At 37.7% G+C, this 26,588-nt stretch carries 25 protein-coding genes and 1 tRNA gene; 9 read left to right on the top strand and 17 right to left on the bottom strand.

Going from position 1 to position 26,588, the window contains the following annotated elements; genetic code table 11:
• Window positions 1-35 precede the first annotated feature (35 nt).
• Window positions 36-674 (bottom strand): hypothetical protein, encoded by a 639-nt coding sequence (locus KTI79_RS15790; protein WP_086376065.1) that lies wholly within the window; start codon window positions 672-674, stop codon window positions 36-38.
• A 110-nt stretch (window positions 675-784) separates the two neighbouring features.
• Between KTI79_RS15790 and KTI79_RS15795 the strand changes: the two genes are divergently transcribed.
• From KTI79_RS15795 to KTI79_RS15805, 3 genes are all read left to right on the top strand, one after another.
• Entirely contained in the window at window positions 785-1,789 is a 1,005-nt protein-coding gene (locus tag KTI79_RS15795; RefSeq protein WP_086264764.1) for an AraC family transcriptional regulator, read from the top strand.
• 132 nt (window positions 1,790-1,921) lie between these two features.
• Window positions 1,922-2,611: an aquaporin Z gene (aqpZ, locus tag KTI79_RS15800; RefSeq protein ID WP_078224946.1), complete on the top strand. Its 690-nt coding sequence runs from the start codon at window positions 1,922-1,924 to the stop codon at window positions 2,609-2,611.
• A gap of 41 nt (window positions 2,612-2,652) precedes the next feature.
• Complete coding sequence (locus tag KTI79_RS15805; RefSeq protein ID WP_086264763.1) at window positions 2,653-2,817, top strand: hypothetical protein; 165 nt, start codon at window positions 2,653-2,655, stop codon at window positions 2,815-2,817.
• A 10-nt stretch (window positions 2,818-2,827) separates the two neighbouring features.
• Here the strand turns inward: KTI79_RS15805 and KTI79_RS15810 are convergent, their stop codons facing one another.
• From KTI79_RS15810 to KTI79_RS15820, 3 genes are all read right to left on the bottom strand, one after another.
• Window positions 2,828-3,070, bottom strand: coding sequence for a hypothetical protein (locus KTI79_RS15810; RefSeq protein ID WP_000476055.1), 243 nt, complete (start codon window positions 3,068-3,070; stop codon window positions 2,828-2,830).
• A 45-nt stretch (window positions 3,071-3,115) separates the two neighbouring features.
• Complete coding sequence (locus KTI79_RS15815) at window positions 3,116-3,715, bottom strand: LysE family translocator (RefSeq protein WP_199964071.1); 600 nt, start codon at window positions 3,713-3,715, stop codon at window positions 3,116-3,118.
• 98 nt (window positions 3,716-3,813) lie between these two features.
• Complete coding sequence (locus KTI79_RS15820) at window positions 3,814-4,893, bottom strand: DNA/RNA non-specific endonuclease (protein WP_199964070.1); 1,080 nt, start codon at window positions 4,891-4,893, stop codon at window positions 3,814-3,816.
• 255 nt (window positions 4,894-5,148) lie between these two features.
• Here KTI79_RS15820 and KTI79_RS15825 point away from each other — a divergent pair, with 255 nt between their 5' ends.
• Window positions 5,149-5,550, top strand: a complete 402-nt coding sequence (locus KTI79_RS15825) for a hypothetical protein (RefSeq protein WP_086264761.1) — start codon at window positions 5,149-5,151, stop codon at window positions 5,548-5,550.
• Between the two features lie 55 nt (window positions 5,551-5,605).
• Here KTI79_RS15825 and KTI79_RS15830 read toward each other — a convergent pair whose 3' ends face one another.
• A complete protein-coding gene (locus tag KTI79_RS15830) occupies window positions 5,606-7,486 on the bottom strand; it encodes a potassium transporter Kup (protein ID WP_086264760.1) in 1,881 nt (626 codons plus the stop codon).
• Window positions 7,487-7,608: 122 nt separating this feature from the next.
• On the opposite strand from KTI79_RS15830, the gene KTI79_RS15835 reads away from it, so the two are divergent.
• From KTI79_RS15835 to KTI79_RS15855, 5 genes are all read left to right on the top strand, one after another.
• A tRNA-Ser gene (locus KTI79_RS15835) sits at window positions 7,609-7,698 on the top strand.
• A gap of 182 nt (window positions 7,699-7,880) precedes the next feature.
• Complete coding sequence (locus KTI79_RS15840) at window positions 7,881-9,044, top strand: tyrosine-type recombinase/integrase (protein WP_086376064.1); 1,164 nt, start codon at window positions 7,881-7,883, stop codon at window positions 9,042-9,044.
• A gap of 222 nt (window positions 9,045-9,266) precedes the next feature.
• A complete protein-coding gene (locus KTI79_RS15845; RefSeq protein ID WP_086376063.1) occupies window positions 9,267-10,244 on the top strand; it encodes an ABC-three component system protein in 978 nt (325 codons plus the stop codon).
• The gene (locus KTI79_RS15850; protein ID WP_086376062.1) at window positions 10,237-10,500 is read left to right on the top strand and encodes an ABC-three component system middle component 6; all 264 of its coding nucleotides are present in this window, start codon (window positions 10,237-10,239) and stop codon (window positions 10,498-10,500) included. Before KTI79_RS15845 ends, KTI79_RS15850 begins: the two co-directional genes overlap by 8 nt.
• A complete protein-coding gene (locus KTI79_RS15855; RefSeq protein WP_086376061.1) occupies window positions 10,487-12,184 on the top strand; it encodes a DUF2326 domain-containing protein in 1,698 nt (565 codons plus the stop codon). The genes KTI79_RS15850 and KTI79_RS15855 overlap by 14 nt, the downstream gene beginning before the upstream one ends.
• A gap of 738 nt (window positions 12,185-12,922) precedes the next feature.
• Here KTI79_RS15855 and KTI79_RS15860 read toward each other — a convergent pair.
• The 12 genes from KTI79_RS15860 to KTI79_RS15915 all read right to left on the bottom strand — a co-directional run bounded on the left by KTI79_RS15860 (window position 12,923) and on the right by KTI79_RS15915 (window position 26,490).
• Window positions 12,923-14,878, bottom strand: a complete 1,956-nt coding sequence (locus KTI79_RS15860; protein ID WP_086376059.1) for an AAA family ATPase — start codon at window positions 14,876-14,878, stop codon at window positions 12,923-12,925.
• Between the two features lie 18 nt (window positions 14,879-14,896).
• Entirely contained in the window at window positions 14,897-19,867 is a 4,971-nt protein-coding gene (locus KTI79_RS15865) for a DEAD/DEAH box helicase (protein WP_199964069.1), read from the bottom strand.
• Between the two features lie 236 nt (window positions 19,868-20,103).
• Window positions 20,104-20,334 carry a helix-turn-helix transcriptional regulator gene (locus tag KTI79_RS15870; RefSeq protein WP_199964068.1) on the bottom strand — a complete coding sequence of 77 codons (231 nt, stop codon included), beginning with the start codon at window positions 20,332-20,334 and terminating at the stop codon, window positions 20,104-20,106.
• 96 nt (window positions 20,335-20,430) lie between these two features.
• Complete coding sequence (locus KTI79_RS15875; protein WP_199964067.1) at window positions 20,431-21,327, bottom strand: hydrolase or metal-binding protein; 897 nt, start codon at window positions 21,325-21,327, stop codon at window positions 20,431-20,433.
• A gap of 154 nt (window positions 21,328-21,481) precedes the next feature.
• A complete protein-coding gene (locus KTI79_RS15880; protein WP_199964066.1) occupies window positions 21,482-22,621 on the bottom strand; it encodes a YqaJ viral recombinase family protein in 1,140 nt (379 codons plus the stop codon).
• 229 nt (window positions 22,622-22,850) lie between these two features.
• A complete protein-coding gene (locus tag KTI79_RS15885; RefSeq protein WP_199964065.1) occupies window positions 22,851-23,918 on the bottom strand; it encodes a DUF932 domain-containing protein in 1,068 nt (355 codons plus the stop codon).
• Window positions 23,919-23,962: 44 nt separating this feature from the next.
• Entirely contained in the window at window positions 23,963-24,385 is a 423-nt protein-coding gene (locus KTI79_RS15890) for a hypothetical protein (protein WP_199964064.1), read from the bottom strand.
• 93 nt (window positions 24,386-24,478) lie between these two features.
• On the bottom strand, window positions 24,479-24,634 hold the full coding sequence (locus KTI79_RS15895) for a hypothetical protein (RefSeq protein WP_199964063.1): 156 nt from the start codon (window positions 24,632-24,634) through the stop codon (window positions 24,479-24,481).
• Window positions 24,635-24,643: 9 nt separating this feature from the next.
• Window positions 24,644-25,000, bottom strand: coding sequence for a hypothetical protein (locus KTI79_RS15900; protein ID WP_372552443.1), 357 nt, complete (start codon window positions 24,998-25,000; stop codon window positions 24,644-24,646).
• Between the two features lie 36 nt (window positions 25,001-25,036).
• The gene (locus tag KTI79_RS15905; protein ID WP_199964062.1) at window positions 25,037-25,684 is read right to left on the bottom strand and encodes a hypothetical protein; all 648 of its coding nucleotides are present in this window, start codon (window positions 25,682-25,684) and stop codon (window positions 25,037-25,039) included.
• A gap of 102 nt (window positions 25,685-25,786) precedes the next feature.
• Window positions 25,787-25,960, bottom strand: a complete 174-nt coding sequence (locus KTI79_RS15910) for a hypothetical protein (protein WP_171293787.1) — start codon at window positions 25,958-25,960, stop codon at window positions 25,787-25,789.
• An 8-nt stretch (window positions 25,961-25,968) separates the two neighbouring features.
• Complete coding sequence (locus KTI79_RS15915; protein WP_199964061.1) at window positions 25,969-26,490, bottom strand: hypothetical protein; 522 nt, start codon at window positions 26,488-26,490, stop codon at window positions 25,969-25,971.
• Window positions 26,491-26,588 lie beyond the last annotated feature (98 nt).

The raw sequence follows: 26,588 nt of genomic DNA on the forward strand, positions 1-26,588 counted from the left end.
TGATATTTAAAGGGGCGACATGCCCCTTTATTTTTTTATGCAGCGCCATCTACCGCATTTATGTCACTAACCAATTGAGGCTTTTCTTTTTTCTCGACCCATTTTGCAGGAAAAATTTTTTCTATAGCTTGAGACAATGGTCTAGCAAGCGCAGTAGGTAACCGTATACCCAAAGGATTTTGTTCTTTTAAATCTGCCGACGACACCACCCGTGTTCCCATTACATAGTCAAACCAAGGTTTGGTCACACACCAATTAGCGTCTTGATTAGAGTTCATATGGTGGTCGTAATGCCATGGAATTTTACGCTTTGCCCAGTCAGGCTCTAAATGTGCACGGCGATGAATATAATAATAATTTCCAGCACTGTACCAAGCTGCGAGTGCCATACCTTTTGAAAAAGGGTAAAAAATTGCAATTGAAACGGTTGCCACCACAGCAAGCGAAATTAACTCATTTTTAGTTCGCCAGTTTCCCACGCCTTCCACATAGCAATCATCATGAAATTGTTGTTTGCGGACTTCACGATGGTGTGCCCAATGAGATTCCATGCTTTTTGGCACTGGGCTATAACGTGGTTTTCCAGCACGGTGTACACCATGTAAAATATATTTGTGCGCTACCCATTCAAATGCATTCGCAACTGCAATTCCTGCAATAAACCCTTTTAACATCACCTAACTCCTTTTTTCTTTTTATTCAGCATATAAAATTCGTTATGCTAGGTATTGACCAGAATTAATGGTTTCATTGACAAATCACGACAAGAAAGAGGTGGTTAGGGATGCCACAACTAAAAAATTATACAGGCTCAGTGTATGGAGGACTGGGGCATCTTTTAAAAGCTTATTGCGAAGCCAATGAATTAGCTATTCCAGAACAATTAGAACAAATTCAAAATCTGGAACGATTTGACTATGTGGTTTGGCGTGACCTATTAGAAGTGATTTATAAACTAGACCCGAAGCCGGGTTTAGGGCTAGAAATTGCCAAATATGTACAACCCAAACACTTAGGGATTATTGCCTATCTCGCGCTCTCTTGCGATAACTTAGGTGAAGCCTTAATTCGCTATCATGATTTTCATCGTCTGATTTATGACGGTAGCCCTTTAGTGGTTGAGCTACAGGGGCGGTATGGTTCTATTCGCTGGGAAGCGACCGAGCTACACCCTACCCAGCTTACCGATGAAATCGCGATTGCGTTGGTGATTCAGTTCTTACGTCTTTTTATGTCTCATGAAGACGTGCATTTACATGAAGTGCGTTTCTTAAATGCTGCCCCTAAAAATATCAGAGTCTATGAACAATATTTTCAATGTCCCGTTCGTTTTAGCCAGCCGCGTACAGAGTTACTCATTCCAATTACAGAAATTCATAAGCCACTTAGCAGCGCCGACCACACCTTACAGCAACTATTGGTTCAGCAAGCACAAGCACTTTTAGAACAATTACCAAATTCGACCCAACTTGATCAGCGTTTACAGCATTCGATTTTGACTGGTCTACAAAAGAATCAATATCAAATTGAACATATTGCTGCTCAATTAGGTCTGTCAATTCGACAACTCCAAAGACACTTACAGCAACAAGGCACCACCTTTCAGGAACGCGTTCAGCAAGTGCGATTTATGCTTGCAACCGAGTATTTAAAAAACCCACATTTAAGCCTACAAGAGATTGCGCTTTTGCTTTGTTATTCAGAACAAAGTGCCTTCCAGAGAGCATTTAAACATTGGACTCATCAAACACCGCAACAATGGAGAGATCAACTTTTAAACAAAGAATAACCTACCAAAACTTACAAATCTTTTCTTGATTAAAACAACACTGAAAACAAAAATTTCATATAGTCACATGCTTCAAATTTCTGTGACGTATTTCACATTAATTAAAATAGATTAAATAGATGAGTAATCACAATGAATAAATATTTTGCTGAATTTCTAGGTACGTTTTGGCTAGTCTTTGGTGGTTGTGGTAGCGCAGTATTAGCCGCAGCTTTCCCTGAACTTGGTATTGGCTTTGCAGGTGTAGCCCTTGCCTTTGGTTTAACCGTACTCACAGGTGCTTATGCTCTAGGGCATATCTCAGGTGGACATTTTAATCCCGCGGTAAGTGTTGGCCTTTGGGTCGGTGGCCGCTTTGATGTTAAAGATTTAATTCCCTATATCGTTGCTCAAGTGGTCGGTGCAACTGCTGCTGCATTTGTTCTCTATATTATTGCTCAAGGCCAAGCAGGCTTTAGTGGTGTTGGTGGTTTTGCTTCAAATGGTTTTGGAGATTTATCACCAAACAAGTTTGGCTTAAGTTCAGCTTTCATTATTGAAGTAGTACTTACAGCTTTCTTCTTAATCATTATTTTAGGTGCAACCGATCGCCGCGCGCCTGCTGGCTTCGCTCCTATTGCGATTGGTTTAGGCTTAACACTCATTCACTTAATCAGTATTCCAGTCACGAACACTTCGGTAAACCCTGCACGTAGTACAGGTGTTGCGTTCTTTGCTGAAACGGCTGCATTAAGTCAGTTGTGGTTGTTCTGGGTGGCGCCGATTTTAGGGGCTGTGATTGGGGCAATTATTTATAAGGTGGTTGCTGGAGATAAAGATTAACTTTACCTAGACTCAATCTACTATCGCGGAGGGTGACATGGATGTCACCTGTTGAGCAGGGGTACATGGATGTACCCTCTGATCAACAAAGCCTTTTGTTTACTTTTGGGCTTTCAAAAGTAAAAAATGTCTATACACAATTAATAAAATTTAACGTGGTATTAAAGACTGTATTGCAACATGACCATGCTAAACATCACGCATAGCATGCATAAATTATAAAAACGGATTATTAATTTCTTGTTCAGCTGGACGTTCAATTTTCTCAGGTAATTCTTCTTTTTCCAAAGCTGCAACTACATCGTTTAAAAAGCTCTGTAAAGCCTTTGCCTGTTCTAACCCGACTTTGTCTTTGGTAATTTGCAAATTGCCATAAATACTGACGCAATCGACATCATTTTCTAATGTTAAATCTTCAATTGATGAAGACTCTGTACCCTTTTCAAATGGCTTAAACATATGTGTTGTCTCGTTGTTATATATTCACAGTGTAATACGATCAATTTAAAAAAAATCGATCAAAATTAAAAGTGCCGATAAAATTAAGAAAGCGCCCATTAAGATATTAAAATATTTCAACCGGTTGCCCTGATTAAGCACCACTGAAAATTTATCACCACATAGTCCCCAAAAGAACAAACACGCGTAGCAAGTGAAAAAATAAATAACGATAAAGATCGGCAACGACTCTGGGTTTTCAATGCTAGTAAACATGGTAATGCCTGACACACAAGCCAACCACGCTTTGGGATTCAGCCACTGTAACAAGAAACCATCTTTAAAATTAGGAATAATCATTTGCTCTGCAGGAACATTGGAAATAGAAATATTTGCAGCAGAAAGAATAATTTTAATCCCGATATAACAAACAAATAGCGTTCCACAAACTGCAAGAATTTTTAATACAACAGGAAACTGAGTTAATAAACTCTGAAGACCAAATGCCATAAAAATTAAAAGTAAGGTAAAACCAATCGTGGCCCCTGAAATATAGGGAATCGATCTTTTTAAACCATGATTTAAACTGGTCGATAAAATGACAGTATTGACTGGGCCTGGGGTAATAGACATTGCAAATGAAAAAAGAAACATCGAGGCAAACATTGTTATTGTCCTTATTAAAATAGAATCCATAGACAGATCTGTCTATGGATTCTATTTTAAATAATTACGATGTTGCAATAACAATCAAAAAAAGCTGCTTATTTCATTATTTGCAAGAAGTAGTTCACCAATGCTTCAACCAGTTGCTTCACAATAGCTTGGCGTGTTTCTTCGTCAATCGTTGGAACTTTTGCTTCCATCGGTTCTGTAGAGCCACTTTTTTGCTTTTTAAACTGGTCTTGTAACGCTTGAATTTGTTCGGCATTTAAGTCTTGTTCACACTGACTTTCACCATCCCAGTGTAAATAGTCTAACTTTTGATTTGCCTTAACTTGACTCGCTGTTAAAGGTAGGCGATAGACATTACGCTTTTGTTGCTCGGTTAATTGCGGGAATAGGTTAACGCCTAAGCGCTCCTCAAGGTAGCAAACACTCACGACTTTTACTTGTAGAGAGTTATTGTTAGGTGCGTAATAAGCCCCGATCGCGCCAGTTTTTGGCATATAGACCGCTTTATAAACTGCGGTTGGTACAATCACACCCTGCCCAATCGTTTTAAGACGTTTGCCTTCAAAAACAGGGCCTGTCACCACATAAACATCTTGTTTTTGTTTAGTGGCAATAGCACGGGTCGCTTCTTCGAGCTTACGCCAGACTTCTTGGTTATTTTTTGGTGCTTGCGGCACCATGTTACTGAGCGAGAAACTATCAGATTGGGATTCTTTATTTGACATATCACCATTAGGTGCCATATGCCCACGGTCATAGCCTGAACCGCGATAGTCACTTAACAGTGCCCGATGCTTTTGAGGAACACGCGTTTCTTCATGGAAGTTATCTTCACGTTTAATTTTGACACTCAAACGTTCTGCATTTAAATGCTCAGCCGACCATAATGGTGTTTTAGAAATGCCTGAATAGAGGACATTAAAACCGTTAAAGCACAGTGGATAGCTGTCTTTTTTTAGACTGTCTTTATTTAAAGCAGGCGGAACTTCTCGATAAAACTGGTTAAGACAAGTCGAGTTAGTACTTAAAGGCGAAAACCACTGCGAAATCTTTTCACTACCGAAAGCAATTGCAAAGCTTCCGGCTGCAATACAAGCAAGAATAATCTTGCCAAAATGCTCACTTAGAGAGAATGAATTTTTGCCTTTACTGCGTTTTTTACTTGCCATGTTTCTATCAATACTACTGTCCAGACGCAGCTTAACAATCCTGCTTTTTTAAGTATATCTCTTATCTTTCATATGGTTAAAACATGGTCATCTTTTTTGTAACTCTATTTCCCCTTACGTAACAATCTGTTGGAATTATGAGAGGCTTTGGCTATTGAATTACGTCAATTGCGTATCTTTCGTTGAAAAGCACTTATGGCTTATGACATGGTTAGCTCCACAAATTTGGATAAAAATATAATCGGAGTCCACTTAATGATCCATTCAAAGATTATTGGTATTGGCGTAATCACAGGATTGTGTAGTATGGCAGCATTAGCTGAGCCAGCAGTCCAGCCAGGAGATACTTTAGAAAGTTTGTCTAAAGTGAAAGTTACTACCACTGTAAATGGCCAACCTGGTTCTATTAGCGATTTAGTCAATAGCGGACAAGTACAGCAAGTTTCTGCTGCACCAACAAATGCAGCGCCTACAGGTGGTGAAATGGCGCCACCAGCAGCACCAACTGATGCAGTACCACCTGCACCAAATCAAGCGCCTCCAGCGCCACAAGATCCAAACACACCACCGCCTCCGGCAGCTCCAAATCAGTCGGCAGATCCGATGGCAAAAGATGGTGCTTTACCAGCAGATGCACCAATGCAACAAGCTCAATAATCAGAGCCATAAAAAAACCAAGACATCTGTCTTGGTTTTTTTATTACATCAGTTTTTATATTTCGATTTGGCTACCTAACTCAACCACACGGTTGGTTGGAATTTGGTAGAAATCACTCACTGGACTAGTATTACGCTGCATAGAGATAAATAGTTTCTCTCTCCATGGAGACATACCTTCACCCACTGTATGCACAATACGGTCTCTTGAAATAAAGAAACTCATTTGCATCATATCAAATTCAAAATCTAGCTCTTTATAAGCTTGTTCCAAAGCATTTGGAATATTCGGTTGATCCTTAAAACCATAGTAAACAAAGATGCGATAGAAATGATCATCAAGTTTCTCTACTTTTAAGCGGTCAGCCGCAGCTACATAAGGAATATCCTGAGTATATACCGTGAGCATTACATTACGATTGTGCAGCACTTTATTATGTTTAATATTATGCAACATTGCATGTGGAACAATATTTGGAGTACCTGTTAAAAAGATTGCTTCACCAGGAACAAAATGTGTCTCTTTACTCATCCCAATGCTTTTTATGAATAAATCGATCGGTAATGCATTGGTTTCCATACGCTTATATACGATTTCACGCCCACGTTTCCATGTCATCAAAATCGTATAAACCACGACACCTATTAGAATTGGCACCCATCCACCAGCTAAAATTTTAAGCGATGTTGATGTAACAAAAACTAAATCAAGGAATAAGAATGGAATAGTAAATAATGCGACTTTCCACCACGCCCAACGCCAAACCCCATAAGCCAATGTTGAGATTAAAATCGTACCACATAACATGGTCATGGTAACCGCGACACCATATGCACTAGCAAGCTCTGCACTACTTTCAAAAAGTAAAATCAGAATCAAGACAGAAATAAATAATACCCAATTAATAAAAGGTAGATAAATCTGCCCTTGCTCTACGTCCGATGTATGGTGAACTGTCAATCGAGGTAAATAACGCAATTGAATTGCCTGATTAGCAACCGAAAATACACCTGTAATCACGGCTTGTGAAGCAATCACTGCCGCAGCTGTGGCTAATCCAATCATCGGGAACAAAGCCCATTCTGGAACTAAAATATAGAATGGATTTTCAATCGCTTGAGGATTACGCAATAACAATGCGCCTTGACCCGCATAATTCAACAATAGACATGGTAATACAATAATGAACCATGCCAATTTAATTGGCATACGTCCAAAGTGTCCCATATCAGCATATAGCGCCTCGCCACCTGTCATCGTCAGTACAACAGCACCCATGGTGATAAAAGCAACGGCTGGTTGTTCAAACACGAAATTCAGTGCCCAGTATGGATTTATCATCATCAATACATATGGTGTTTGGATAATACTCCATAGACCAATCAAGCCGATAGAAATAAACCAAAGTAAGGTAATTGGACCAAAGAATTTCCCCATTGTCGCTGTACCATGTCGCTGTACCATAAACAGTGCGGTTAAAATTCCTAATGCAATTGGAACTAGCCATTGATCTAAAGCAGGTGTAATTAAACTCAAACCTTCAATCGCAGAGAGTACAGAAATTGCAGGTGTAATGATTCCATCGCCAAAAAATAAGGATGCGCCAATAAAACCAAGGGCAATGAGATAGATCTTATTTTTATCTGAAAAGACTGTAGAGCGAAGATTTAACGCCAACAGCGATATGATCCCCCCTTCACCATTGTTATCAGCACGCATAATTACGGAAACATATTTATAGCTGATACTTAAATTCATACACCAAAAAATCAGTGACAATATACCTAAAACAGATGCTTCGTTAATTGGCATATGCCCCGTTCTGAAACACTCACGTATGGCATACAATGGACTTGTTCCAATGTCTCCAAAGACCACCCCTAAGGCTGCCAGTGTCATCACTGACAATCCGGCTTTTTTTGCAGTGCTTTGCATATGTTGTCTTCAAAATAGAACGTTGTATGCCGCAATATTATCACTAGCTAAAAAGTTTTTCTGCAAATCTGTTTGACTACAACTTGGCAGAACTCGTTTTTTTAGTTACTATCGCACGCCTTGGTGAGGTGTCCGAGTGGCTGAAGGAGCACGCCTGGAAAGTGTGTATACGTTTGCGCGTATCGAGGGTTCGAATCCCTCTCTCACCGCCAAATTTAATTTCTATGATGTCTCATAGAGTCCTAAAAGCTTAAATCTAAAGGATTTAGGCTTTTTTTATTGCCTTATACTATTCGATGAGATCTATTGTAATCCCCTATAACGTGGGGGATAATTGGGGGACTATTTTAAATCAACAATAATCATCCCCCAATATATAAGGATAACATCCTAAATGCTTACTGATGCGCAAGTTAGAAAGATCAAACCAATTGATAAGAAAAAACGCTATTCAGATGAAAAAGGGCTTTATTTAGAAGTTACACCTTCAGGTGGACGTTTCTGGCGGTTAAAATATCGATTTAATGGACGTGAAAGCACTTTAACAATAGGAAGCTATCCTGAAGTCTCTCTCGCTCAGGCTCGACGTGTCCGTGATGAGGCACGAATACAACTTTTTAATAATATCGACCCTAACGCCGCAAAAAATCAACGTTTAGAGCAAACTGATAAAAGCAAGCTTTTCAAAGTACTAGCAATGCAATGGATGCAAGACCGTAAAGAGGCGATTACCGAAGGCACTTACTTACGCGATTTATCCGTATTTGAAAAAGACCTATTTCCAGCTCTAGGTGATATGCCAATTGATCAAATCAAGGGGAAAGACGTATTAGCTTGTGCTAAAAAAATTGAAGAACGTGGCGCATTAGAAATGGCTAAGCGCTCTATTCCTTTGACTGGTCGAATTTTCCGTTATGCAATCCGTAAAGGAATCATTGAGAATGATCCGACCCCTCATTTACAAGAGGCATTAAAGCCACGCAAAGTAAAACATATGGCTCGTCTAGATATTTCAGAGTTTCCACCATTCTTGGAACGTATGGATCGTTATCATGGCAGCATCTTGGTTAAAACAGCATTACAACTAATGACTTTAACATTTGTAAGAACTGCTGAACTCATCAATATGGAGTGGAATGAGATTGATTTTGATAATCATTTATGGCGTATTCCTGCATACAAAATGAAAATGGCTTTACCTCATATTGTTCCTTTATCAAGACAAGCTATCGAGCTAGTAGAAAGTCTCCGACCAATTACAGGTAACAAGCAATTCGTTTTTTACAATCACAGTAAAGCCAAACCTTTAAGCAACAATGCTCTCTTAAGTGCAATTCGAACTATGGGATATATGGGAAAAATGACTGGACATGGATTTCGTGGGCTCGCTTCCACGACCCTACATGAGAAAGGCTATATGCATGATGCGATTGAAATTCAATTAGCCCATACCGTAGGCAATTCTGTTTCACAGGCTTACAACCATGCCCAGCACTTAGATTACCGAGTAAAAATGATGCAGGAATGGTCTGATTTTATTGATGGGTTGAGGAGATAAATTCTGTCTTTTCCTAAGCGAAAAGCAGTTTAATCTTAAAGTAATAGGAGCGTATATATTCTATTTAACTATTGATTAACTAAAATTCAACCTGGTTTAAGAAAAAATTAAAAGTCCTAGTAGAATAAAGAAACAGAGCATAAAATCCATTCAAAAAATTGCTTCTACCCCTATGTTCTTATACTTTATTATTTATTAACTTATACAAGAGCGCATAGAAATATGGATGAAGCAACTAAGGACTATTTCTATAGTATTTTTTTCCGCTTAGAAATGTATAGACGTTCTGGAGAAGAGTTTCAGATTTTCTTCTCAGACTTGATGTTTTTAACAGACCCCCATTTTATAAAAGTGGCTCCTTTTGGAGGAGATGGTGGTAATGATGGATGTGTTGCTAACAAAGGACACTACTATCAAATTTATGCACCCAAACCTACGACTCCAGCTCATCAAACACATAAAACCGTTTTGCAAAAATCTGTTACTGATTTTGAAAAATTAAATACACATTGGAATGGTCAAACAGGTCTACCCAATATATCAGAATATTATTTTGTCTATAATGATAGGTTTCAAGGTATTCCACCTGATATCATTACCACTTTAGCAACCTTAAAGAGTACTTATAATTTAAACAATTCTGAATGTATCCATTCAGCTATTATTGAAAATTACTTCGACATACTAACAGAAAAACAAAAGCTTAAACTTTTAAATAGAGCGCCAATAAATGAAGTACCTTTTACAGTAGACCCCTCTGCTTTAGGTAAATTACTCCAACATTTATCTAACCAAAATATCAATAGTTTAGGTTTTTTAGAAATTGATGTACCTATTTGGGATGAAAAAATTAAATTTAATGGAATTAGTCAAAATTTGAACTTGAAGCTAAAGACTAATAGCTTACAAGGTCACAGGGTAAGAGATTACCTGAAAGGTAGTAAAAGTACAGATTCCCAAGATATTGCACAGCAAATTAACAATATTTATAAAGAAAGTAAAATACACCTCCCTGACACTTTAGAGAATTCGGCAGATATGCGATACTTTTGGATAGTTGATAGACTAATTCCGACAGATATCTTCCAAACTGCTTCGATTCCAGTCTTACAAGCATTTAGAAATGCTTCTGAGATAGTTTTAGCTCATTACTTTGACACTTGTGACGTATATGACAATCCTAACCAGCTTCATGCCTAACAAACATATTCTGTTTAGCAACTCCTTATTAGCAGTTGCAGGATTACTACGTTCCAAGTTAGCAGTAAGATCATTGACCATAGATGAATTGTGGTTAACTATAAAACATGATAATTCAATAATTAAACCTGATTTTACAGAAGTCATTTTAGCAATCAATATTTTATATGCAATACAGCAACTTACATTAAATGACTATTCTGAACTTGTGCTAAAACCTATAAGTTCTGCGGAGATTGCAAATGAAGTTGATTAGCTTATCTTGCAATCAGCCAAGTTTTAAAACTTTAGTATTCAACGAGAATGGTATTTCTATAATCTTAGGCGATGGTGCTAAAGATCTTAATGGTACGAGTAATGGGGTTGGTAAGACTTTATCTTTGAAGCTCATCCACCATTGTCTGGGTGCAAATGCTGATCCTGCTTTTACTGCCGTCTTTCCAGAATGGATTTTCAGTTTAAAGTTTAAGCATGAAAATGTTGTTTATGTCATTTCTAGAACGGGTGATGGAAAAAAAATATGGTTTGGTGATCAGTCTATTTCCTTGACAGATTACAGAAACTGGTTAAATGAACAAAACTTTTTTAACTTAAAAAACAAAATATCTGATCTTGGATTCAGATCATTATTTAAACGTTTTTCAAGGGTAAAAAAGGCTGATTGCGACAGCCCATCTAAAACAGATAAAGAACAGGACTACCCAGCCCTCCTACGGACTATGTTTTTGATGGGAGCAAATCATGAATTAATTGTAAACAAACATAATTCAAAAGCTGAATTAGATAAAGCCAACCAAAATATCAAACAGTACAAAGAAGACCCTGTACTTTTAGATTTTTTTCGGGCAGGGACTCAACCAAGAATAAGATTAGAATTCCTAGAACAGGAAATTCCAAGATTACGTAAAGATATTAATCTTTTTAAAGTAGCTGATGACTATCGTGATATTGAAATACAAGCTAATGAACTAACTGAACTCATCAAAAATACTGCCTTTGAACAAGAGTCAATAAAACAACAATTGACTGATATCAGCCAAATGATAATGGAACAGCCTGATATCAGTAAAGATGATCTTCTAGAGCTTTATAAAGGCATTGAAATGGTCTTTAAACCAGAAGCTCTTATGCATTTCGACTCAGTAGAGAGATTCCACCAACAACTATCTGTTAATCGTAAAGTTCGCCTTGAAGAAGAAAAAAGCCACTTACTTGATAAGCTAGAACGTTTAGACTCGGAGAGATTTAATTTTGAAAGTGAGCGTGATCAAAAAATTCAATATTTACATGGAAAAAGAGCACTTGATGATTATGTTGCATTAACCCAAGAATTGTCCAATCTAAACAATGAATTTGAACGTCTCACTGAATATTATGGCGCTATTTCAGCTCTTGAAAAAAAGAAGCTTGAAATTAAGCAAAGGCGACTTGAAGATGATAAAAGGGCTACTGCTTACGTTGAAGCCAATCCATTAGAGAATTTTGATAAAAATTTTAAATCACTTGCAAATCAACTATATCCAAGAACTCCCGCAGGTATAACACTTTCAGCAAATACTAGTGACCGTAATCAGATTAGATTTAATTTAGATATCAATATAGAAGGTGATAGCTCAGATGGAATAGGTGATGCAGTTATTTTATGCTTTGATTGGATTATTTTAACTTCTGGTCTGAACCATTCCATTGAGATGTTATGGCATGATAATCGCCTCTTTGCAGATATTGATCCAAAGGTTAGGTCGAATTGGCTCAGCTATATAGCATCGGAAGCAGAAAAAAGAGGATTACAGTACATCATTTCAATTAATACTGAAAACTTTGAAGCAATGGAAGATTATCTTTCTTCTGACGAATACAATAGTTTAAAATCTAGACAGATAATTCAACTTAAAGGGGATACTCCAGAAAATAAACTTTTAGGTATTCAATTCGGTTGAGAAAAATTTAAGCTTTATTAGCATTACGTATTTCATGCACTTATTTAGGTTAGTCAATTACAGATTTCCCTTTCAAAATCACCGTGATTTTTTCTGTACTTAGCGTATTCCCATCTTTTATCGGAATCTTGAATGGTAGTCGTAGCTTTTACCCCAAGTTATTAAACGTCCTTCAAATTCAGGGATTAAAAATTCAATAAATTGATTTGATTCATGTTTTTCTAAGTTTTGCTATCCTCAGACTGTTGGGTATATTTTTATAACGTTCTTTCAATTTATCGGAAGCATCTGTCTTGTTTAATAATTTGGTATTACTTATTATCTTTAAAGTAAGCATAAAATGCTTAACGTAAGCTGGATGATTTTCAATCAAGTTATGAGCGATGGTCACCATATCACTAATATTGTTACCTACGACATAACTAAATTTTTCACCTAAAATTGAGTTAATGACTGTTCTACAGGGTACATGAAAAAATATATTTTGGTGTACTGATCCTCCATTAGCTTAAGCTCCTTACGAATAGGAAACTACTCAAAGTTGAATTGGCTTTCAGTAAGATAATTAGATTTTTCTCGTGATTGAGCAGTTTCATGCTGAATTACATCCATTTATTAACCAAACCAAGCTACTGTATAAAAATAATTTGTTTATACAAATTCCTATCTTTAATAGAAAATACCAAATAAATTAATAGATTCATCATCAATAATGATGGTGAATCTATTAAACCAGAACTATTTAAGATTCTTATTGATTTCTTTAAAAATAGTTTCAAATCTTGATAAAGTTGATTCTGAAAGGCTATTAACAAAATCCTTATTACTAGCAAACTCTTTTGCAGGTAAGTAGTGATTAAATCTATTTTTTTTAATAACTTTATTAATTTTTGACAATATATCTTCAATTTCCACACTTAATTCATCCACCTTAATTTCAGCATGGGTAGATGATAGGGAAATATTAAATAGTTGAAGATATTCATCAACAGTAAACATATCCTCAATATCAGCTTTTTTTCTATTATCCAAATAATCATGAAAGAATTTTATATTTTTATCAGATATAATTTTTTGTATAGTTAGACTATCAAATCTTGCTTGCGACTTTTGATCAGTAAATGAATCTAAAAGACAGAAAATTGATAGTTTTGAACCTCGAAGTAATGAGATAAAACTAGCAACTTTATCTAAGCCACCTGTAGGTACAATTGTAATATCCTCATTTAAACCAGTTCTGCTGTTCGCATTCAAATATTCTGAAATTGTGGTTAAATATAGTAAATCCGAGACCCCTTCAACTAGTAGATTCTTTTTAGAAATGAATAAATTCTGTGCAACATCATATCCTAAAGCAGCTTGTAAAGGGAAAAGAGTATTAGGATCTTTTTGTTGAATACTATCACTAACGATAGAGCTATCGGAGTCACTAAACACCGTTCTGACACGATTTAATTTCGTTGTTTCTACCATAAATGGTGAGTGAGTTGTATAAATAACTTGATATTTATCAACTAAACTCTCTAAAAAACGTAGTAAATCTGCTTGGGCAGTTGCATGTAAGTTAAGACCCGGCTCATCTAGGAGTAGGATATATTTTGAATTTGAATCAGCCTGAATTTTATTAAACCAGACTAAGAATGAAAAAAACCAATTAAACCCTTTGCTTCTATTCTGGAGAGGTAAAGAAACTCTAGTTTTTGAGTTTTTTACACGAATGTCTAAAACATGTTCAACAATATTTGTATCGACTGTTGTTGCATTACCATAATTTGTATTTACATGTCTTTGAGCAGTAGCTGTTTTTTTATCAATTTTAAACTCGATATTTAAGTCCTGATTTGCAGACCAATATTGGAATAATGTGTCAGAAATCAAAGCTTCAGTTGCTTCTAATTCTGCAATAAAATCCTCAAAATCATCTGTATTAATAATATCATTGATATTTATATCTGCTAAATCTAAAAGTGCTTTTGCTGTTTTTAGATCATCCGATAGTTCCACACCCTCATCTAAAAAATTTTCTAGTACAATTCTGGATGGAAGTTGGTAATATTCATCATAATAAATGAACTTTGGTAGATGCTTTTTTATTAAACTAGTATAAACATATCTTTCAATAAAGCTGTTCCATGTAGAACTTTTAAAAAAATATTTTTTCAAGGGTTCTAACTTGTCTGAATCTTCGGGAAATCTTGTTAGTAATTCATCAAATTCTGATATAGTTAAGGTTGATTTAAGCTCTTTTTTTAGACTTTCATTAATACTAGAGAGATTATAGTGTTTTAAAAAAGCTTCAAAATTTATCGAAACACCACTGATTAGAGTAGCACCATCTTTGTAAGAGCTTGTCACCGTAATCTCATCTTTTCCCTGCCAAGTACCTTTTCCTAATAAGTGTTCAATAAAATCAATAAGTTTTTTTGAAAGTTTATACCTACAAATAATAGCATTAGGATTTTCATCTGACTTATTAATGCTTTTTAATTCTTTACGTGGATAATCTAGTGTTTGATTAAACTTGAATTTCTCATCAGTTTCAAAATAATTAGTTTTTGCTAAACATTCTAAAATAGAGGTTTTTCCTGATTCATTCATTCCAACCAGTACAGTTATATCATCTTCAATATGTACGGATTGAGGAGTGGTAAATGACTTATATTTTAATATCTCAATATTTTTAAGTTTAATCATTAATATTCCCTCCTAAAATTAAATATCCAACTTCGGTAAACTTCTCACAATCTTCATTGTTTCTAAGCTGACCGTTATCACACGTAAAAATAAATTCAATGGATATTTAGCATCACCCATTGTTTCAATCGCCCAATCATTCGCATCGTTCACAATGCCACTGTCTTTGTGCGTAGAAACACCTTGACGATCCATAACCCATTCAAGTGCTGACTTTCCATTTACAATATAATCATAAGCTTCTAGAGGTATTTCACGAATAGTAATAGAACTATTGTAAATTACCATATCTTTAATTTTTTCTTTCCCTTTTTTAGCAAATGTCATATTAGTTACATAAAAGTCTTTATCTTCTAATTGTTGCAATGACTTATTACCAAAATCCAATTTAGCTTTATATGGCTCTACAGTTTCATAGTTTAAATGCCAATAAGCCAAATCACGTCCTGCTTTAGAGAACGTCCAAAAATCTTCCGCTTTTTTTACACAAGGGATTCGTGGTAATTCTTTAGTTAAATTATCCGCATAACGTGTGTGATAATCTTCATTATGTAAGAGTCCATAAACATAATAAAAAATATCTTCTTTACTAATTTTTTCACTCGAATAAGCCTCTTGGAAATGCTTTAATCCAGCATCATTAATTCCATCTTTAATGGTATATTTCCTATCTATTGTGCTTGATTCAGTATTATTAAATAAGTCACTATTATTTTTCTTTTCTGAACTTTCTTCATACAAATATAGAGGGAATGCTTGTCCATTATCTAAGGTTTGTATATCAAATATTTGATTAACTATAAATGTAGAAAAGCCTCTTCTTGCTCCAACTCCAGATACAACAATTAATATATTATTCAATCCGTTAGGAAAGAAATAAGGGATTTTTAATTGCATTTCATTTAAGTACTTATCAAAATATAAGTTTGTTTTAGTAAAAGGCCTATAAGTCGATTTTACTATTTTAGCAGTGTCATAATGCAGTTTTTCATTTTTTTGATGGAACTTTTTTAGTCCCCGTGTCCAGCTAATATGTGAAAGATCATTACTATTCTCGAGACTTTTGTCTGATAATGATGAATTAAAAAAATTAATAGTTTTTTTGATATTTTTTTCTAGAGTAAATCTTGAAAAATTGTAGCACCATGCATCTCTATTGGTAGCAACCCCTAAAGAATAATCATTAAAAATTTGCAAGGTATTTTTATCTTTTTTATTACCCATAGTTATATATTGATTAAAGTCTAGATCTCGTTGACCTATCCAATCATCATATTCATTAGGTTCAATAATATCCCATTCTATATTTTTGATACTTCCATATTTACTAATTATTTCTTTTTTCTCTTTTAAATCAAGACTATTTCCAATATCGTGATAATAAATATTATGATCATGTTTTTCAGTATTTTTCACGAATAAACTAATGCATATGCCAGACATACTTCCAGCATCAAAAATATTATCTCCTTCTTGAGCCTTTCCTTGACTCATCATATTTTTTCTTATATCTCCTCTTAAGTTGAAAATATAGATACTTGAAAAAGTTTCATGTAAAACATGTCTCATACCATTTAAGGCATTTTTTTCAACATAACCACTAGCTGAAATAAATCCAATAACCCCATTTCCTTTGAGTCTATCGCTAGCCCATTTAATAGCTCTAACATAACTATCATATAAAGTTCGTTGAAGAGTTGAGGAACTATTATTGCCGTAAGTATTTTGGATACTAGCATCTAAAGATGGATATTTTACATTTTGATTATTATCATTCGTTGATGTCTGTCCAATCGAGTATGGTGGGTTACCTATAATGACTTGAATATCTAACTCTTTTTGACGTTTACGTCTTTCACTGTTATCAACAAGAACTTTACTTACTAGATCATCTTTTTCATACATTTCAAAGGTGTCGGTTAAGCAAATACCTTCAAATGGTGCATATTCAAGATCGGGATTAACTGTTTTCATCTGATCGTGATATACGGTTTCAATGTTGATTGAGGCAATGTAATACGCCAATAAAACGATCTCATTGGCGTGGATTTCATTTTTGTATTTGTAGGTCAAACGATCCGCAGGAATTAATCCAGACTGAAGCAAACGGTTGATAAACGTACCTGTACCCGTAAATGGATCGAGTACATGCACATTGTCATCAGCAAAGGTTTTACCAAACTCACTTTTGAGTACGTCATTTACACTATGGATAATAAAGTCCACCACCTCTACAGGGGTATAAACAATCCCTAGTTTCTCGGTCATACGTGGGAAGGCATTTTTAAAGAATGAATCGTATAGCGTTAAGATAATGCTTTGTTTACCTTCGGCAGTATTAATGCCTTCTGCTCTCATACGTACTGATTCATAGAAGGAATTAAGAGTATCCGCTTCTTTCTCTAAGTGATGCTCATTAAGGGCATCAAGTACCTTTTGCATTGCCAAGCTCATTGGGTTGTGTTCAGCAAAGCTATGGTCTTTAAAGAGTGCATCAAATACAGGTCTAGTAATTAAATGCTGTGCCAACATTTCAATGATTTCAGCATCAGATACGCTATTGTTTAAGTCATCACGTAGTTCATGTGCAAATTCATTAAATGCTGCAATTTCATTTGTATTAGTAGGGTTTTTAAGGATGGCTTGAATACGGTCAATATGAGTTTTAGCAATTTTAGCAACATCACTAGCCCAATCTTCCCAATGATGGCGATTACCGCATTTTTTTACGATTTTGGCATATAAAGCACGTTCAATTTCGCCAACTTCAAATTCCATTTCTGTTTGCTGTGGCATTGGTGAGGCAGCTTGACCAATAGATGATCCACCTCTAGCTTGGGCTTTTGCCTTGCGTTTTTTACCTTCACTTAAACCTGATTGACCAGATGTTTCATTTCCATCAGTCGGTTGTGGCTTTGCTTTTTTAGTTTTTTTAACAACTTTATCTGCAATGGCAATGACTTCCATACGAGATACATCTTTGCCATTAAACTCAAGTTTGTTAATCATGGCATCAAAGCGGTCATCATGTGCGCGTAGGGCATTTAATACTTGCCAAACTACACGATATGCTTCGTTATTATTTAATGCTTGTTCTGGCTCTACACCCGCAGGGATAACGACAGGTAAAATTACATAGCCCAATTCTTTGTTTGGAGCTTTACGCATGACACGGCCAACAGACTGAACCACATCTACTTGTGAGTTACGAGGTGTAAGGAAAAGCACTGCATCAAGTGATGGAACATCAACACCTTCTGATAAACAGCGCACATTCGATAAGATACGGCATGTGTTTTCAGGTGCTTGCTCTTTTAACCAAGTAATTTTTTCTTTTTTCTCTGTTGCATTCATACCACCATCAACATGTTTCACTTGGCAACTTAGTTTCAACGATGGATCAATATATGGATCTTCTTCTGTTTTATATAAATGATCCATTTCCGCTTGTTGATAGGCTTCAACAACAGCACTAAACATCTCAGTAATTTGTTTTGAACTTACCTTATGTTTTTTACCTTTGTATTCTTTTTCAATGACCTGACAGAAAGCAACTGCACGTTCCATTGGCTTTGCAACTGTACCATCTGGATTATATAAACCTTGTTTAGCTAGTGCTTTCCAACAGCCAACAATTTTTGCAGCATCATCAACTTTTAGAGAATTATTTTCGTCTTTTAATAAGCTCTGCAACTGGCGATTAATGTGGCTTTCTTCAACAGCAAGTACAATTACTTTGTAGTCACATAGAATCCCCATTTTTACAGCTTGTGAGAATGTAATGACATATAAATCTTCACCGTAAAGTGACTTATCATCCATTGAGCAAAGTGTAACTCCCTCTGTTTCTTTAGCTGTATCGCCATAAATACGAGGGGTAGCAGTCATGTATAAGCGTTTCTTCCCTTGTACATAATCATTGTTATGAATACGCACAAATTTAGATTCATCTTCACCTTCAAAAGTTGCCCCTGTGGTACGGTGAGCTTCATCACAAATGATTAAATCAAATTCAGGGAATCCTACTTTTTGAGCTTCTGCAATCACATCAATGGAATGATAGGTTGAGAACACGACATTCATGTCCTCATCCGCTTCATTCGGTTTAAATAAATCTCTTGCCTTAAATGCTTTAACTAAACTTTGAGGATTGGTTGTAGCGGGGAATTTTAAATCACTAATCCCAACTACAATATTGTCATCATCTTTTTTCTTACCCACATCACTATCAGAACAAACTGCAAAGCTACGAATACCAATCATGGTATCCTGTGTCCATTCATCAAGTGTTTGGCTTAATAACGCAAGGCTAGGTACAAGAAATAAGACATTTTTACCACGCCCCGCTAATTCTTCCGCAATACGCAAGGAGGTAAAAGTCTTACCTGTGCCACATGCCATAATGAGCTTGCCACGATCAGCAGTCGCCAAGCCGTGTTTAACAGCTTGAAGTGCAGGACGTTGATGTTTGCGTAATTGTTTTTTATCACGAAAAATAGGCTTCACATTTGGGTCAAAATTAAACTGTGACCAGTCAATTAAACTTCCTTCTAAATCTAATAATGAAATAGTCGCAACAGGAGGATGTGCATCCACTAAAGATGATTTTGCATTATCAGTCCAATCATCCGTTGAAGCCACAATATAACGATATGCAAAATAAGATTTACCAGAGCCGCCTAAAAAGCTATCAATATCTTTCTTCTGAATTTTTGTAGTGTTGTAATTTTTACATTGGATTGGATGAAACTCACCATCAATCGTTACCGCAACCAAGTCAATACCATAGTCACGTTTATCAGTAATTTTTAACTTTTCACCGTACTTTCCAACCCAATCCGAATAAGACAGAACTTCTGTGTAAATTTCAGCATATTTAGGTTCATTCAAAAAATATTGAACCATCAAATTTTCAAATGATGTGCCTTTATCTCTATTTGTAAGTGTAATTTTTTCGATTGATTGAAGTAAATTCGTTAAAGCCGACATTTTGAACAAGCTCCAAATTATAAAGTGTTTTTTATCACTTAAATTTAAAAAATATATTGATGCGAAATTTAGCATATTTAAAAAGAAGCATTTAAAAATATGAGGTTTTTGGCACACAAAAAACTCAAAAATATTGATTTCGATGAAGAGTCCACAGATAAGTTATTTTTTCCTAAGTAGAATTAACTTGATTAGGGCAGTAACACCAAAAAAATAAGGGAGCAAATGCTCCCTTATTACTTTCGTTGTTTCATCTTAGACTCAATCCACTGATGGATTTCCCAAGCTGACCACCCAATACGCATTTCTGTTAACCGCACGGGTTGAGGAAATGTAGGATCATAATACTTTGACTCCTTGTTAATCATCTCGTAGATTTTTGATCGGCTTAGAGCAGTAAACTCAACAACATGCTTGATGTTGATAATTTGGTTCATCTGAAAAGTTTGACCTGTAAACGCATTCATGATGTTTAACTCCTAATCATTGATGCGAGCGGTAATTGCTCAAATGATAGGTCTCCTAAATAAAAAATTACTTGATCCAATCTGATCCAACACCGTCTAATTCAAAGCCTGCACCGACTGCTGCAACCCTTTCTGAATATCCTGAACACGGTCAACTTGATTCGATGTGTCTTGGATTTGCTGATCAGATTCATCCGAGTAAAACTCCTCAACAATATCCAATCCCTCCTCACCGCCCACCTCAAAGCTCGCATTACCATAGCCCTTCCGCGCTACTTGGTCTAAAGCCTCCTGATAGAATCCTGCTGCCTTGCTCTGTTCACTGATTTGCTTAGCATTGCTAATCGCTTCCTGCAAATTGGTTCCATCACGTAAAGTTAAATCCACGTAATAAATCGGTGTACGATAACTTTTTGTGGTGCTTTTACCTCGTAAAGTCAGTTGCAATGGCAAACATGAAAGTAGATCACCTGAAGCCGAACTGTAATAACGGAGTCGTGCTGCCAGTGTTCGTATGCTGTTAAAGCCTGTTGTTCTAAAGATGAAGGTGCCGAATTCATCGGATTCATCTAAATTGACGTAAAGTCTGCCATAAGGCTTACACAGTCCGCCTTGTGCCAAGGGACATAAATCAGGGGATGGACATGGATGTTGTTCAATCCCGTTTTGTCCAAGTCGCTGGCAAGTTTCTCCATTGCCTGAACAGATTAAGCGTCCTGTTTGTCGGTCAAATAGGCTGTACTCTGCCCTTAGATTCAGTTCAGGATCATTAAAGATCATCCGCACTGGAATGCTTCTAAGTTTTTGATTCGAAGCTTTTGCTCGGAGTTGTTCATCCAAGGGATGCTTAATCCATCCGTCTTTTCCTTGAATTTGGCTGGTAATGGTAAATTGATCGTCCTTTTCAGGCAGACGTTTGCCGTTCTTTTCCACGATCTTACCGATACTGATCCGACCTAAAACGGGTGGTGTAATTGCTAAACCTTTAATCATGGTGATGTCCTCTATATAGGTGTTGAAGTAATGTTTAGATTTTGGGCATAAAAAAATCCCATATCTGTTGAGGCATGGGATCGGGTTATTTAATGTGGCTTTGGTAATTGATACGTTTATTGGGGGGAAATAAATGCTGGAATGTGTAGCTGCCCTATCCACCATTCGGATAAATCTGAAATCTTCGTGTCCCTACTTTGGTTTGTGGGAATTGTTGTAGATATTCAGGGTATTGTTTCAGTAACGCTTTACTATTTAAGGTGGTGGCGTCTTGTGCCTTCTTCCATGTCACTGAACCGCCTGTAAATACCGCGCGCTCGGCATCTTTCATCAGCATTTGTATTTGATGTTTGAGTTCATCGAAATACTGTTGGTGTTGTTCAAGTCTTTGTCGCTCTTCTAACAGTTGGTTAAAGAGATAGTTGGCTTGTTCATTTTGAGTCAGGTCTTCTACGGTTAATGGGATTTGTTCTGGATAAAGTTGTTGTAAGGCTTTGGCTGCTGAATCAGAAGCATCGACAATCGGTGGAATACCCGACTCAACACATTGCCAGAAGTGGCGTTCCGCATTGATGATGTGCTGGATCACGGTTTCACTACGGGTCACTTTAAAGATTTTGGTTTCATGTCCACAGATCAAGGCACAGATATGCGCTGCCTGTTTGCCTGTGACAGCGAGTTGATGTTGGACTTGGCAAAGTACATACAGCGGTACACCATCTCGCCAAAGCTTTGCACCATATTCTCCAACCGTTTTACATTCTAGAATCTGAACTTCATCGCTACCGACTACAGCATAATCCAAATTTGCCAACATAAAGTGCTTGTCTTCATCAGGGTGTTGTAATACTGCATTGACACGACGCACTTTGTTATTGGTGTGCATGCTGTAGTATTCAGCTACTAATGGTTCGAGCTGTTTCCCCCAATACAACGGTGCATAGCCTGCACTTTCATCTTCGATGTTCTGTTGCATTCGACCTGTTTTGATCATCCACAGTTCTAACATCGACATATAGGGATTGAGTCCGCAAGCGGTTGCAGCATCACTACTGCCGATGCCTTGTTTGCGGATTTCAAGCCATTGTTGATAGTTGAGTTGCTTGGTGTTGGCAAGCCGTTTGGCTGCGGGTGTTTTGGATTTTCTTGGTTGTTTATTTTGGGAATGTTGAGCTGAATTACGTTTGCTTCGAGTGCCCACTTCCACTTGTTGAGTGAATGGATTGATATTCGGTGGGTAGGCTTGTAATGGGGGTTGGTTTAATGCGTTTTGAATGTGTTGATGACTATTCATAATGGCGCGATTCCTTTTTGAATAAAGTATCGTCACCACAGCAACCGCTAAATTTCAGGCATAAAAAAAGCCACCTCTGAGCGTGGCGAAGGGTCTTGCACTGCGGCTATCGTATAACCACTGGCTTAGGCTAATGGTAAAAGCTTAAATGAAGCTGAAATTTGAGTCACTGTGGTGGGATAGGTTGTAAGGGAAATGATGGTTGAGTTTGATAGTAGTTGGGCTAAGGTTAAGCCAACATACGTAAAGCCTGTTCCAAGCCCCGTTGTTTAATCGCAGCCCCCGCCCCAAACCATGCTGAATCCAATCGATGATCGGTACTCATCGCTCGTCTTTCGTGGTCAGTGAATTCCGTGATTGCGCACAGTAAACCGTACGCTGTGTCTTTGGCTGAACTGAGTTCTGCACCTCGTCCATGTCCGTTGAACATGGTCATGACTTTTGACATGGCGCGGCCATTAGGTTCAGTTTTAATGTCGGATTTTAGCGTTGTATTGGTTTGTCCAAGTTTAGGCAAAGCTGCATTGCGATAGTATTGAATGATACTGTCCTCTTGATCCGCCACACTCAGATTGCTGTTGTTAAACACCGCATCAAAGTAAGCCGCCGCTTCTTGTTGCGTGACTTTACGTTGACTCAGTTGCTTCATTTCATACATGTGTTCATCCCATGCACGCACTGAAATGCCGAGTTGATGTTTGACTTTCTCTGCATCAAAGCGAGTACTGTGGGGAACTTTGACCACGCCCGTATTGCTTGAGCTGTTGTTATGGGCTTTCAGTGCAATCGCTAAGGTGTTGTTACACACCACACGAATAGAGGTGAATTGTGCAGTGGTCGCCAAGGTACCATCACAAGCGGTCGCCAAAAGAATATAACCATTACTGACATCTTTACCTTTTAAGGCTGCGCTTTGTCCAGTTTTTGCCAATGCCCAGAACTTCTTACCGCCTTTCAGCACCCCTGCGGTTTCGAGTTCAAATCCCGATTGTTCGCTTAAGTCTCGATAGAAATTTAAGATTTCCATCGGTTGCACTTCTTGGAAGCGTTGACTGACCACAGATAAAGGTGCGTGGGTATCGGAGCGATACAGTACCCGTTGTTCTTCAAAGGGTAGAATGATGTCTTGTCCGCGTACGTTCTGTGCCATGTAACGAACATCAGACGTTTCAATACGCCAGTCCATACCCGCTTGTTGTGCCCAAACTTCAATCGGTTGATTGGGCGTGAGTTGATTACCTAGCCCATGCCAAGGGGTTTGACCGACAAAAGCCATACTGTCGACTAAATGTGCCATAAAGCATTCTCCTGTTGAGATTAAATAAAATTGTGAAACTGCAATTATTCGAAAGGACGGCTGTGATGCATGGGATAAGTAGTCTCTGGCTCATATTGAAAAGCCAAAGCAAAGCAATATTCACATTCCAAGCATTGATACGAAGTTTGCCCACGAGCTTGAGCAGGAATGGATGGTGTCGGAGGTTGAGTCGGTGTGGCATCCTGTAAATGATTGAGTAGACAAGCCGCACATCCCACCGCCCCGCCAATCACCGCCCCAATAATGAGCAGCATTGGCTTTTGTCCTTTCAACATACGGGCACCTGTGGCTCCCATCGCGGCATAGTTGACCAGGTAATGCATCAAGCTATGCATCGGAGGTTTAGGAAAGTTTGATTGCGTTGGGTTCGGTGGTGGTTGGAATTGCGGTTGTGCAATCATTTCAACCTGATCACTGCCACACATGGGACAACAAATTTTGGACATATTGGATCTCCTGAGATAAAACATCAGTCATAAACGGGCATAAAAAAACCTGCCGCGATGGGCAGGTTTTTTTGAGTTTGTGTTGGGTTGGATTTAAAGCTTGGCAAGCAGTTGTAAGAGTTTGATGACATAGACCTGTAGCGTTTTTTGTAATACTGGATGTTGATCACGCTGCATGATTAGCCAAAGCAGTGTTGCAATGAAGACACAGCACAATAAACAGATCAGCATAAATCTGCGCTTGTTCATGGCGGTTGTCTATTGGGTAACTTTCGGTCGAGCTAAGCTTGATTTGGTTTTACAGGGGCGAATGCTTTGAATGTATTGCCCATCACCGGTATCGTTATAGAAACCGTGTTTGGACTGAATTTCGAGACACTGGCCCTTTTTAAACTGATCAATTTGCTGCGCGACTTTTTCAGGTAAGGCATAGTAGTTCAAGATCACTTCACCCTTTTTGGTATTGAAGATAATCGCCTCCTCACCTAAGCCAAGGTCCTGTTTTAAAATAATCTGTTCCGTCTTTGCCATCGCAGTATGCGTGATCAATAGGCTGAATGCCGCAAAGCTCAAGTAAGCTAAACGTGTTGTAATTTTGGTTTGAAACATCTTCATGATTTTATTCCTGTCATGATTGATATTGGGGTCAACTTAAAAACACGGTTGATAACCTTCTTGCAGTACTTGTTGACTAGTTAGATTCCAACGCACCACATACCACGTACATTGATAACGATCTGAATCCCAAGCTGCACGATAAGTCAGCTCATTACCTTGCTGATTCCAGCCTTCTACACGTTTTTGGACTTGATCACGATCAGCACGTCCCCACTCCTCCATTAAGTGGCTTCGCAACATCTGATCAATCTCAGGCAGCATGCTTTTTAAATCTGCCGAAGCAGCTTGTATCGGCTTTAAGCCATAAGTAGAAGGATTAGAACTCAAGGTTTGATCTTCGTGGTATTCGCCATCAACCTGCATGCTCAGTTGTTGTCGTTCGGCGTTGCCCGTTGAAGTTGAGGATTCAGCTTCAACGAAGTCTGTACTCATGGAGATACCATCTTCCCCCATGTCTAAATCAGCGGATGTGGATGGTTCAGTTGTTGTAGCTGTGCTTGAATGAGATGCTTGGGATTGTGTCGCTGCGAGTTGTGCCAGTTTTAAATCTGTTTGACGTTGTTGCTGTTGGTTATATAACACTGCTACGGTCAGTAACACAATCATGCCGCAGACAATCAATACCCAATGCATCGGTTGTAGGGTTTTCGTCAAGCTTGAATCGGTAGAATTTCTATTCATATTTTTATCCTTTTTGTCTTGGTCTTTCTCTTTATCTCAATAAAGCTTCACTCTCCCTGTTTGAATCAAGGAGAATGATTGCTATCAGGTTTGAGGTGTGTGCTAGAAAAGCCAACGTACAATTGCCAACGGCCACATCAATCCTTTGATCAAGAACAGCAGGCAACTTAAGTAATCGACACCGACATAACCGCCTTGTAATTCAGCCGTGCGTTGCATCAACATCGCGGCATAGACAATGGTCGCGATCAGATAAAAGCCAAAGAATTTTTTCATGGTCTGACCTACTTCTTGCAACTTGGATCAGTTATGGCAGGTCCAGGAGTGACTTTGCCATTCGCATCTTGGGTCGCCATGATGTGACAACGATTGATCTTGGCAGATGCAGGTTTGTCAGGGGCTTGCATCCGCTGTCCCGTATAGTCTTGACGGGTGGCTTGACGCACTTCTTCAGAACGTACAAATACCGTTTGCCCTGTCTCGGCAATAATCAATTGCATCCGACTTGGTTTGTAATAGGTATTACGTGGACAACCGCCTTCATTGCGTAACGCACTGATCAGAAATGTCTGACGAGTTCGCTGACGTTCATAGCCAACATAAGTACAGCGCAGTTGTACTCCTCCCTCAACGCCGACCAGTTGTAAGGGATAGGTGTATTCTTGATAGCTGCCTGCTTGGGTCGCTTGTCCAAGCAACAGTGCACCGCCTAAAAGTGCGCCAGTACAGAGAAGTTGTTTTAAGGGATTAATAAAGCTTGAATTCGTTTGAAGCGTTTGTTGTTGAACGTGTAGATGTGCTGTCATTGTTAATATCCTGAAGACTAGATAGGGTGTAGGTAGCGTCCTACTTCATCTAGATGTTGTGTATTTGAATATTTTTTATTTACGTTTTTAATGTGGGC

The sequence above is a fragment of the Acinetobacter sp. WU_MDCI_Abxd143 genome (assembly GCF_025514195.1).
GTDB lineage: Bacteria > Pseudomonadota > Gammaproteobacteria > Pseudomonadales > Moraxellaceae > Acinetobacter > Acinetobacter pittii_H.